Source organism: Rossellomorea aquimaris (assembly GCF_003315075.1).
Classification (GTDB): Bacteria; Bacillota; Bacilli; order Bacillales; family Bacillaceae_B; genus Rossellomorea; species Rossellomorea aquimaris_C.
Map to the genome: position 1 here is coordinate 87,429 of NZ_QNRJ01000012.1, position 11,198 is coordinate 98,626.

The window sequence follows — 11,198 nt, forward strand, 5'->3', positions numbered from 1 at the left end:
CTGAACGACATCGCACCAAACTCTACTTTAAGAAAGCACACCATGCGCCACTCGATCATACTTCCAATACATCCAACCTCCAAGCACCAAACAAGGAGCCACCACAACAGCCATACCTAGAAACGCAGAACCTGGAGAGATATCATATAAGGATCCACCGATAAACGTCAGGGTCGCAGTACTCAATCCCATCTCCAACGAAGTATACACTCCTTGTCCAGCAGGGATGCCTTTACTCTCCAACTCTTCATAAATCAACCGCATAAATGCATAATGCGTCAATCCGTAGGTTAGAGAGTGAAAAATTTGGGTAAAGATGAACACAGGGGTGCTGGGGAATAGGAACAACAAAGTCCAACGCGTCACAGCAGCCCCTGCTGCTATCATAAACATGAACGAAATGCTTTTCCCTTTTAACAGTCGATCTGAAAACGTAAAGAACAGGATTTCAGATAGCACGGCAATATTTAAAATCACACCCATTTAAACCTTCAAATAAAGGACACCATAATTATAGTAAGAAGCATGAGCTCCCTGAATCAGCACGACCATCGTCCAGACAAACTTACGGGATTTCAGCAGTCCCCGGTATGAAAGCTTCTCCTGAATACGGGTACCACTCATGAACTGAGGTAACTTTGCCAACGAAGACAGCAATATCACAACAATTCCACCGAATAACAGATAAATCACTGCACCCTCGGTAAATAGAGACGTCAGAAATCCAACCAAAAGCAGTGCAACCGTATATCCAATCAATCCCCACGAACGGCTCCGGCCATACATTTTCCTTCATCATGACAGCCGCCATGCTCTCTACCATCGGAAGCTGCATTGGATACACAAGGCTGAATCACACCATACACACCAAAATCATCCCGAAAGAATCTTAGGCAGGAACAGCAACAATGAAGCTCCGGATATCAACACTAGCCAACGACGAGAAAGTCGCCCCAACGAAACCGTCTGACTCAACTTCGGATATAAGAAAAAGCTCGAAAACGACCGCGCAATCACTTGCAGGTGAAATGGAAAAGTCCTTACTTTCCACCAGCTATGCTGTCCAATAAGGTATGAAAATTCCCCAGGTGAAAAAAATCGCAAAGAACTGAACGGACAACCACGTATGATTCTTCAAATCTAACAAAACTCCCTTTATGTAGACTGGAAATCAATTTACAAACAACGAGTCATTATATAGAAGTTAGTTGGGGAATACAACTAACTTAGCGACTATCTCTTTTGTATCAATGAAAATTATGGTAGCATTACAATTCGTTTACAAATGCTTGCAGGACATTTAGCCTAAGATATAGAAGGAAGTACTACAGAAAAAACACAGATTCCATAGCATACAGGGGGAGTATCATCATGCTACAAAAAAAATCATTTGTCGTCATAGTGGCGAGCGTCCTGCTCTTAACAGCCATCGGAGTGTATATCGCTGTAGGCAGTTTAAATAATACCAGCACAACTGAAGATACAACCCAGAGTGACATTGTATCGACTGCCGGTGTAGAAACCACTGCACCGCAAACCAAAACAGGCAAAGAAAACCCATTCGGTGAAAAAGTAAAAACGCCGTTAAGCGAAGATATGATCCAGCAATACATACACGCTATGAGTCATCAAAAGGTTGAGGCAGATGAAAAATGGTCGTACTTTGAAATCACCGATGAGCGAATCGATTACTTGCTCTCACAATTAGAGATTAACAAATATAATCATGAACATACCTACAACGAAATCCTAGTGAGCTGGAAAGAAGGAGACTTCTCAGATGCAATCAGCGATCATAATGCTGTTTGGAAAATGAGAAACGGGAATATCGGGAGAGCAACAGGATTGTTGTCGACCAAGGAAGAGAAGAAGTATATGGAGAGTCAGAAGAGAGAGAGACGGTAAAAACCAAAAAGAGAACTGGAATTGAAATCCAGTTCTCTTTTAAATCTATTAGGTTGTTGCAGTCTCTTTCTTACTCTCAATCACTGCCAAACGCTCTGCCACTTCTTCCTCCGTCAAACCATGCTCTTCAATGTAGCGGTTTTCAGGGCTCTTACGGCATTCATCCGAGCAGCTTCTCATATATTTATGCTCATTTTCTTCCGAGCAAAGGATTTTTTTGTTACAAGGCGGGTGCGCACAGTTTACGTAGCGCTCACAAGGTTCACCTGTGTAGTAGTCTTTCCCGACAATGACATGCTCTGTCTGATTGACAGGAACACCGATACGCTCATCGAATACGTAAAGCTGACCGTCCCATAGCTGACCTTTCACTTCCGGGTCCTGGCCATAGGTGACGATTCCACCGTGCAATTGCGCAACATCCTCAAAGCCTTCTTTCACTAACCAGCCTGAGAATTTTTCACAACGGATACCACCTGTACAATATGTGATGATTTTCTTGCCTTCCAGTTTATCTTTATTATCGCGGACCCAGTTCGGAAGATCGCGGAAGTTTTCGATATCGGGCTTCACGGCTCCTCTGAAGTGTCCCAGTTCATATTCATAGTCGTTACGTGCATCAAGAAGGATCGTATCCTCCTGTTGGATTTGTTCAAAGAAATCCTTTGGCTCAAGGTATTTACCTGTGATTTCATTCGGATTCACATCATCTTCCAGACGAAGTGTCACTAACTCTGGACGGTGCTTCACTTTCAATTTCTTGAAGGCATGACCATCAGCTTCGTCAATTTTGAACACAGTGTCCGCGAAATGAGGATCCTGTCTCATCGCTTCCATATAAGCATCCGTCTGTTCAATCGTACCGGAACATGTTCCGTTGATTCCTTCAGATGAAATCAGAATACGTCCCATAAGGCCAAGCTCCTTGCACAATTCCTTATGCTGGGCCGTAACCTCCTCAGGATTCTCAATAGCTACATAGTTGTAATACAGTAGTACTCGATAATTTTTCATGTTTATTTCCACCTATCGATTTATATTTGCAAGATATAATCTTAGGATTCTGTTCCTTATTACTCTTACGATGTACTATTATAACAAATTTTTAAAGAAATGCATTATGTATGGTGGAGAAAAGATGGGGATTGTGAGGAAAAGATGGTGGATTTTGGATTTCTGATGGGTGGCGTGGTACGCTTGCCGCCCTTCCAAGTCATCATCATAACCACCGAGAGATACACGCATATAGATACATAAAATTTGAAAAAATTTGTTATTTTTGAAAGAATTAGAAGTGAAATGAAAAGTCTAATTTAGGGGTTGTCGGTACATATGTATAGAAAAGTCTTGTTGCTTTGTCTCTTTGTTGCTTTCAGTCTATTGATCGCCGGATGTCAAGAAAAGCCTAAACCAACGGATCAGTTACAAGATTATGTAGATTTGTGGAATAAAGAAAAGTTCGAAAATATGTTCGACGGATATCTAAACACTTCCACTAAAGATTCGTTTAATAAAGAAGATTTTGTCACGAGATACAAGGACATCTATGAAGATTTAGAAGTGAAAGATGTAAAGGTTTCTTTCAAGAAACCGGAAAAAGAAGTGGACTGGGACAAAGAAACCAAAGCGGAATTCCCTTTGACTATTTCATTCAACACTTTGGCTGGTGAGGTTTCGTACGAAAAAGAAATCACTTTAACCAAAGAAAAACAAGGTGAAGAGGAAAATTGGTTTGTAGAATGGGAGCCGTCTTTTATCCTGCCGGAAATGGAAAAGGGAGATAAAGTAGGCGTGGAGAGTATATCTGCTAAGCGTGGCGACATACTTGACCGGAATCAACAGGCCCTTGCGATGAATGGAGAAGCATTTGAACTCGGGATCGTGCCGAAAGAGTTTAACGAGAGTGATTTAAGTAAATTGTCTTCTTTGCTTGATATGTCACCAGAATCCATCCAGGGTAAGCTGGATCAAAGCTGGGTGAAGCCGGAATTCTTTGTTCCCATTAAAAAGATCGCCCTTACTGAGCGACCCCTAGCTCTGGAAGTTATAGAATTAGGCGGTCTGTACTCTAAGCGGGTGCCAGCAAGGGAATACCCATACGGGGAAGCTGCCGCCCACCTGACCGGTTATATAGGAAAGCTTACTGCAGAAAAGTTGGAGAAACTAAAAGGTGAAGGCTATACAGCTCAGTCATTAATGGGGCTCAGCGGTGCAGAAGAAGTATATGAAGATCAATTAAGAGGAAAAGATGGTCAGCGGATTTATTTGAAAAAAGAAGAATCTGAGGAAGTAGTGACCGTTGCAGAACAACCGGTTGAAGATGGTAAAAACATTACCTTGACCATCGACGCCGAAATGCAAAAGAAGCTTTATGAACAGATGAAGAGTGAAGCGGGGACAGCGGCAGCCCTCAATCCTCAAACGGGTGAAGCATTGGCACTGGTCAGTACACCAGCCTATGATCCGAATGATTTTGTATTGGGCATGTCTTCTGAAAAATACAAAAAGTTGGCGGACGACCCGAAAAAGCCATTACGTAATCGTTTTCCGATTACGTATTCACCTGGATCAACCATGAAGGGCATCACCGCTTCGGTTGGTTTGAAATCCGGAAAGCTTGATCCCAATAAGGTCTATGATATTACGGGGAAGAAGTGGCAAAAGGATGATTCCTGGGGAAATTACAAGGTCGTCCGTGTCTTTGATAATGAGAGTAAGGTGGACCTGGAAAGTGCGTTGAAATTCTCAGATAACATCTATTTTGCCCGAGTGGGATTAGAGATGGGAGCAGATACCTTTATTGCAGGATTAAAGGACTTTGGTTTCGGGGAAGAAATTCCCTCTTCTTATCCAATTTATAAATCCCAAATTTCCAACGACGGAACCATCTCAAAAGAAGTCCAACTGGCCGATTCAGCATTTGGTCAAGGAGAAGTTCTGATGAGCATCGTTCACCTGGCAAGTGCTTACGGTGGCATCATCAACGATGGGAATATGATGAAGCCAAGACTTCTAAAGGATGAAGAGCATGAGATTTGGAAAGAAAACTTGCTGACGAAAGAACAAGCTGACATGTTGAAAACAGATTTGCGAAAAGTAGTCACTGAAGGAATTGCAACGAAAGCCAGTGTGAAAGGGAAAGCCATCGCAGGAAAAACCGGGACGGCAGAGATCAAGGCTGAACAGGGGACTACCGGAACGGAAAATGGATTATTTGTTTCCTATGATCAGAATGACCCAACGATGGTGCTTGCCGTGCTTCTTGAAGACGTAGAAGAAGCGGGAGGCAGCACGCATACAGTAGAAGTTACGAAGAGGTTTTATGATAGCTGGTAAAGTTGAAAGAATATGAACCAAAAACGGTGCGCAGACATTTGCTCACCGTTTTTTTTTCTATATAAAGTCCGAAACAAGAGAGGGACGGACCTCCAGATTAGGATAAGAGGTCCGTCCCTCTGCTTCATTTTGACATCATGTTCCAACTCTCTCATTAACGGCGATTCCGCTTTCAATGTGTGCTATGATAGACAAAATGGCCCTAGAGGTTGAAATTCAATAGGAGTGATCAATTTGAATTTGTTTTTAACGGGATCGACAGGTTTCCTTGGTGGGAGGCTCATCAAGAACCTTTTACAACATAAAGAGAACGAAGTCTATATTTTAGTGAGAAATGTAGAGAAGGCTGAAAGATTAAGAGATTCCTTTCAAGGGGATGAGCAAAAGAGGATTCATATTTTTCAAGGGGATATTACCATCTCAAATGCCGGCTTGAGCAGGGATGATCTTGAATGGTTAACAGGGAAGATCGATGCGGTTTATCATCTCGCTGCTCTTGTTAAGTTTGATTTGGGATTGCGTGATGAGTTGTTTGCTGCTAATTACGATGGGACCAAGCATATCCTTGAATTGGCTTCGTTCCTGCAAGTGAAGAAGTTTTATTATGTGAGTACGGCTTACACGGTCGGAAAGCTCACAGAAGGGGTGGAGGAGCTTTATCCGGCAAATGGGGAATTCCACAACCCATACGAGGAAAGCAAAGTGAAATCGGAGCATCTTGTGTTTTCTTATCGAGACAAAATGGATGTGTCCATTTTCCGCCCGGCTATTATTGTAGGGGATTCCAAAACGGGGGAAGCGGACTCCCAATTCACATTGTACGGGTTTATGCGTGCTCTCGGGGTGTTCAAGCGTAAGACTGCAAGGCGCCGGGGAGAAGAGCGTACCTACAGACTGGTTGCGGCGAAGAACGGTACTTCCAATCTTGTACCTGTCGATTACGTAGCGGATATTTTAAGCTTGGCTCCTGAAAAAGCACAAGCCGACAAAATCTATCATATTACCAATCCCAATCCACCTGAAAACATCGAGCTTTTGAAGATGTTAAAAGACGCCCTACAATTCGAAAACCTGTCTGTGGTTGAAAATAGTGGTGAGTATGTATTAGATGATGATGAGGTTAGGCTTAATAGTTTGATTGATGTGTTCAAGGTGTATCTGGCAGGTGCGTTGACCTTTGATGATCGCAATACTCGGGAATTGATCAAAGGTACGGAGGTTTCTCATTTAGATATGTCTGATGAGACGGTTGAGATGATTATTCGGACAGGTTGCGAGCCCAACGGAGGAAGGCTCACTGTATAAATAGAATGAAGAAAGCCCCAAAGGTGAGAGCCTTTGGGGCTTTGCTTTTTTATAGTGCGGTAACCAACCCGCCATCAACGACGAGGGATTGACCGGTTAAATACGTGTTGGCGTCTGAAACTAAGAAGGTAATGGCCCGGGCAAATTCTTCAGGCTCGCCGTACCTTCCCAGTGGAATCGCTTTTTCACTTTGCTTCTTAAATTCCTCATGGGGAACATTTTGTTTATCTGCATTTAATTGATCCAACTGAGCCACTCGTTCTGTTGCGATTCTACCAGGACCGACCGTGTTGATAAGAATATGATCCTTGGCCAGTTCCCTTGATAAGCTCTTCGATAAGCCGACAATACCTGTTCTGAAGGTGTTGGATAGAATCAGACCATCGATTGACTGCTTCGTGGAGGAAGATGCGATATTGACGATCCTTCCGCCCTTATTCTTTTTCATATGGGGAATAACCTCTCTGATGGTCCGGATATAGCTGAGCAGATTGAGTTCAAAGGCATACTGCCAGTCAGCATCATCGAATTGCTGAAATCCCCCTGCAGGTGGACCGCCTGTGTTGTTGACGAGAATGTCAATGCCTCCAAGCTGTTTGACTGCTGTTTCCACGAGTGCTTGAATGTCTTCTGCTTTCGTCATGTCACATGGTGCAAAATAAACATGCTGATTCCCGGACAGTTCGATGATTTCGTTTGCCGTGGATTGAAGTTCTTCTTCATTTCGGCTGGAAATAAGTACGTGTGCGCCTTCTTTTGCAAGCTCGAGTGCCGTTGCTTTTCCTAATCCTTTACTGGATGCAGTGACAATCACTGCTTTATTCTTTAAACCAAAATCCATGAAAATCCACCTCATTTAATTGGGAATATTAATCTCCTTATTCATCGGTTTACCCTTTCCTTGGTAATTCCAAAACAGAACAAATACGAAGACGGTGAAGCCGATCATGTCTGTCACCCAGCCGGGATAAATCAGGAGAAAAGCGGCTATTGCACTTATCAAGCGCATACTGACAGGGAGTTTCTTCTTGAAATAACCCTCGATGGAAACGGACAACAGGAACACTCCGATAACAGATGTAACCGTCAGGACAAGAATACTCGTAACAGATGCGTCCACCATCAGCATTTCATGGGAAAACACAAACATAAACGGCACGATAAATCCTGCAATGGCAAGTCTCATCGCCTGGAATCCGGTCTTAGTCGGGTCACCGCCACTGATGCCTGCTCCGGCAAAGGCTGCCAGGGCGACTGGCGGCGTGATATTTGCAAAAATCCCAAAGTAAAACACAAACATGTGAGCAACAAACACCGCCGTTTCCGTCGACCCGGCCAGTTCACGGAACAATGGTAGCTGTAAAAGGATCGGTGCTGCCATGGTACTCGTAATGATATAGGTTGGGATACTTGGTAAGCCCATTCCCAGCACGATGGAAGTGATCATGGTCAGCAGTAAAGTAATAACGAGCTGAAGGAGCGGACTGTCGATCATTTCACCAATACCGACAATACTGTTTGCGAGCTCAAGTGCAACTCCAGTCAGTGAGGCAACTCCTACGACAATTCCAACAGCACCACAGGCGACCGCAACCGGAATCGTCGTTTTCGCTCCTTCTTCCAATGCTTGTACGCAATCCTTTAAGCCAATTTCTTCGGCTTCCAGATTTTTTGTTTTTCTAACGAGATTGATCACTAATGGAATTACCACAATCAACAGGAGTTCCCACCATCCGCTTTTGAGGGGAGGCATGCCTTCTCCGGAAAGGAGGCCATTCACCTGTGGTTGGAAAATGAAAAATACTCCGAGTAGGGTTGATAGCGTTAGAACCTGCTTCGAACCGGAAATGATAATCGTAGCCAAAATCGACCAGAACGCAGCGTAGAACGGTGTTTTTCCTGAGAATAATAAGTACAGGAGAATCACCATAGGGATGATCAAATGTCCCCGTTCAGCCAAAACTGCTTTCACGGATGGAAGTTCTGATTTCGGTACCCCATGCAATCCGCGTTTGGAAGCTCTAAAGTGCACCTGAAGCAGGATACCGATGTAGAAGAGCAGGGCAGGGATGATACCTGCCATGATCACTTTGGTATAAGGAATATTTAGATTCTCTGCCATAATGAAGGCGGCTGCCCCCATGATGGGAGGAAGGATCTGACCGCCGACACTTGCCGCTGATTCGACCGCCCCTGCAAATTCTTTCTTGTAGCCGATCTTTTTCATCAATGGAATCGTGAAAGCCCCGGTTGTCACGACATTGGCAACAGCCGAACCATTGATGGAACCGAGAAATCCACTGGCGATAACGGCAACTTTAGCAGGACCGCCTTTTGTATGTCCTGCGACTGCCAGTGCCAGGTCATTAAATAATTTCCCCATGCCGGAGCGGCTGAGGAATGCTCCAAATAAGATAAAGAGAATGATGTAGCTTGCTGACACGCCGATCGCTGTACCAAGAATCCCCTCCGTAATATATACAAGCTGGGAAATCATTTTCTTTGTCACAGTCAATGTGATTTGAGAATTCAATTCCGGATAGATGGCCAGCTTTACATAAAGACCATAAATTAAAAATCCAACGGCAAGAAGAGTCAGGCCCCAGCCGGTCACACGCCTTGTCAGTTCGAGAAGAAGGACAATGACGAGTATTCCGACGATGAAATCGGTATCGTTGATTTGTCCCCCCATTTTAATGATGCGCTCCGCACTGAATAACATATAAATGCCAACGACTAAGGACAAGCCGCTTAAGATATAGTCATAAAATGGAACAGGCAGGCCTTTCTTTTTACTGATAAAAGGGTAAAGGATAAATCCGATGGCCATCAATCCATATAAATGGATGCTTCGCTGCTTTACATCGACTAACGCCCCTGCATAAGACGTGTATAAATGGAAGAGAGCAATCCCGGCTGCCAATACTAAAATAAATAGACCAATCACTTTGGGAAACCCGCTTCTCGTATTTCCCTCCCGATCTAACTCTTCCACAGATGTGTTCTTTTGTTTTCTCATCATGAGTCACCTCGCTTAATCATTAACAATCATATAAATCAGTTTATACATAGGGACCGACCTGACGGATAATTGGTAGGACCGCTGAGAATCGAGTACTAGAGTTCGTTCGTTTAATGAAATACGATGATTCGTATTCTTACCTGTCTGGAAGCGCAATGAGTCTCCGATCGGTTGATGGATATGTGTCATGTACACCCAGCCGTCTTTGATATATGTGTCCTCGCCTGCGTTATCCGGGACACCGGCACCAAACGTTTTGAAACGGGTGGAGGTCAAGGTGATGGTGCTACCTTTAATGTGAAAAAATTCTTCCCAATCTTCTTTTTCAACAGAATGTGTCCAGCGGATGGAAACTTTCTTTTGATTGAAAACAGGCTGTACGACTATATTTTTATTTTGATCGGATAAGACGATCGTGTTGACCGGTACAATGGCGAGAAGGATGAGAAGGAGCAGGGAAGAGGCACCCAGGATTCTTTTTCTCATAGATAGAATGAAAAGGGCACCAGGATTGATGCCCTTTCTCTATTATTCCAGTAATCCTTTTTCTTCATAAAACTTCTTCGCTCCGGGGTGCAGGGGTGCAATGAGGCCCTTCGCCATTTCATCCCGGTTGACTTCTTTAAGAGGTGCAACTGCAACTGCGTCTGTTCCTAAGTAGTCGTAATAACGTTTTGTTAAGTCGTATACTGTGTCTTCACTTACGTCCTTCGATACAATCAGCATATTCTGGATCCCGACGGTTTCAACCTTTGCATCCAGGTTATATTTTGCTTCGTCTCCTGACTCAATCGTAAATGTTTTATAGAACGGATATTTCTCCATTAGCTTATCAGCAAGATCTCCTTTGATTTCAACAAATGATACATCATTTTGCTGCATAAGGTCAGTAATATTACTGTTCGGGACACCTGAAGTGAAGAATGCAGCGTCAAGTGTGCCATTTTTCATTTCCTGAACAGAATCCGCGTACCCTGTGTGGGTGACTTTTTCAAGGTCATCATATGATAAACCGGCTGCTTCCAATACTTTCTTCGCGCTTTGTTCCACGCCGGAACCAACCTGACCGACACCTACTTTCTTACCCTTTAAATCTTCAATGCTCTTAATTCCGCTATCAGACATAGCGACTACCTGTACAACGTTTTGGTACATGCCTGCAAGAGCCTGGACCTCTACTTTATTGCCTTCGAACTGACCTTTTCCTTCTGCCGCATCATAGGCAACATCGCTCATGACAATCGCCATTTGATTTAATCCGTCCGTAATGTTCTGGATATTGGCAACAGAAGCTCCTGTCGATTCTACTGTTACATTCCCGATTGAATCACTTTCCTCGAAAATTGGTTTTAATGATCCGCCAATCGCATAATAAGCACCGGACGTTCCACCTGTCCCAAATACGATTGATTGGCTGGAAGAATCATCGCCACTGCTTGAATCGCCGCCGCTTGCGCCATCACTGCCACATGCCGCTAGTAGTAATGAAATGATGGCCACCATCGAAATCCATTTTAATTTTTTCATCTTTTCGTCCTCCTCGTATATTATGTTTAGGCTCTATTTCAGAGCTCGGGTAATCTTCCATATAAATGAAACTTCTCTTTATTACTTGGACGTCTCAAGATAT

Annotated in this window: 9 protein-coding genes and 1 pseudogene; 4 read left to right on the forward strand and 6 right to left on the reverse strand. The window is 43.7% G+C overall.

The window, feature by feature from the left end; translation table 11 throughout:
• Positions 1–27 precede the first annotated feature (27 nt).
• A pseudogene (locus DET59_RS22140) lies at positions 28–786 on the reverse strand (MFS transporter).
• A 122-nt stretch (positions 787–908) separates the two neighbouring features.
• On the opposite strand from DET59_RS22140, the gene DET59_RS21720 reads away from it, so the two are divergent.
• Both DET59_RS21720 and DET59_RS14915 read left to right on the forward strand, forming a co-directional pair.
• A complete protein-coding gene (locus DET59_RS21720) occupies positions 909–1,070 on the forward strand; it encodes a hypothetical protein (protein WP_181778182.1) in 162 nt (53 codons plus the stop codon).
• Between the two features lie 301 nt (positions 1,071–1,371).
• The gene (locus tag DET59_RS14915) at positions 1,372–1,905 is read left to right on the forward strand and encodes a DUF6241 domain-containing protein (protein ID WP_113970438.1); all 534 of its coding nucleotides are present in this window, start codon (positions 1,372–1,374) and stop codon (positions 1,903–1,905) included.
• Between the two features lie 48 nt (positions 1,906–1,953).
• On the opposite strand, the gene trhO is transcribed toward DET59_RS14915, so the two are convergent.
• Entirely contained in the window at positions 1,954–2,919 is a 966-nt protein-coding gene (trhO, locus tag DET59_RS14920) for an oxygen-dependent tRNA uridine(34) hydroxylase TrhO (protein WP_113970439.1), read from the reverse strand.
• 318 nt (positions 2,920–3,237) lie between these two features.
• Here trhO and DET59_RS14925 point away from each other — a divergent pair, with 318 nt between their 5' ends.
• Both DET59_RS14925 and DET59_RS14930 read left to right on the forward strand, forming a co-directional pair.
• Positions 3,238–5,241 carry a penicillin-binding transpeptidase domain-containing protein gene (locus DET59_RS14925; protein ID WP_113970440.1) on the forward strand — a complete coding sequence of 668 codons (2,004 nt, stop codon included), beginning with the start codon at positions 3,238–3,240 and terminating at the stop codon, positions 5,239–5,241.
• A 225-nt stretch (positions 5,242–5,466) separates the two neighbouring features.
• Entirely contained in the window at positions 5,467–6,546 is a 1,080-nt protein-coding gene (locus DET59_RS14930; protein WP_397540952.1) for an SDR family oxidoreductase, read from the forward strand.
• A gap of 49 nt (positions 6,547–6,595) precedes the next feature.
• Here DET59_RS14930 and DET59_RS14935 read toward each other — a convergent pair whose 3' ends face one another.
• Genes DET59_RS14935 through DET59_RS14950 form a run of 4 tightly spaced genes read right to left on the reverse strand, consistent with a single transcriptional unit; the run spans position 6,596 to position 11,095 of the window.
• Entirely contained in the window at positions 6,596–7,387 is a 792-nt protein-coding gene (locus DET59_RS14935) for an SDR family oxidoreductase (protein ID WP_113970442.1), read from the reverse strand.
• A 15-nt stretch (positions 7,388–7,402) separates the two neighbouring features.
• Entirely contained in the window at positions 7,403–9,565 is a 2,163-nt protein-coding gene (locus tag DET59_RS14940) for a TRAP transporter permease (RefSeq protein WP_113970443.1), read from the reverse strand.
• Between the two features lie 15 nt (positions 9,566–9,580).
• The gene (locus DET59_RS14945; RefSeq protein ID WP_113970444.1) at positions 9,581–10,054 is read right to left on the reverse strand and encodes a DUF1850 domain-containing protein; all 474 of its coding nucleotides are present in this window, start codon (positions 10,052–10,054) and stop codon (positions 9,581–9,583) included.
• A 42-nt stretch (positions 10,055–10,096) separates the two neighbouring features.
• Positions 10,097–11,095 carry a TAXI family TRAP transporter solute-binding subunit gene (locus tag DET59_RS14950; protein WP_113970445.1) on the reverse strand — a complete coding sequence of 333 codons (999 nt, stop codon included), beginning with the start codon at positions 11,093–11,095 and terminating at the stop codon, positions 10,097–10,099.
• Positions 11,096–11,198 lie beyond the last annotated feature (103 nt).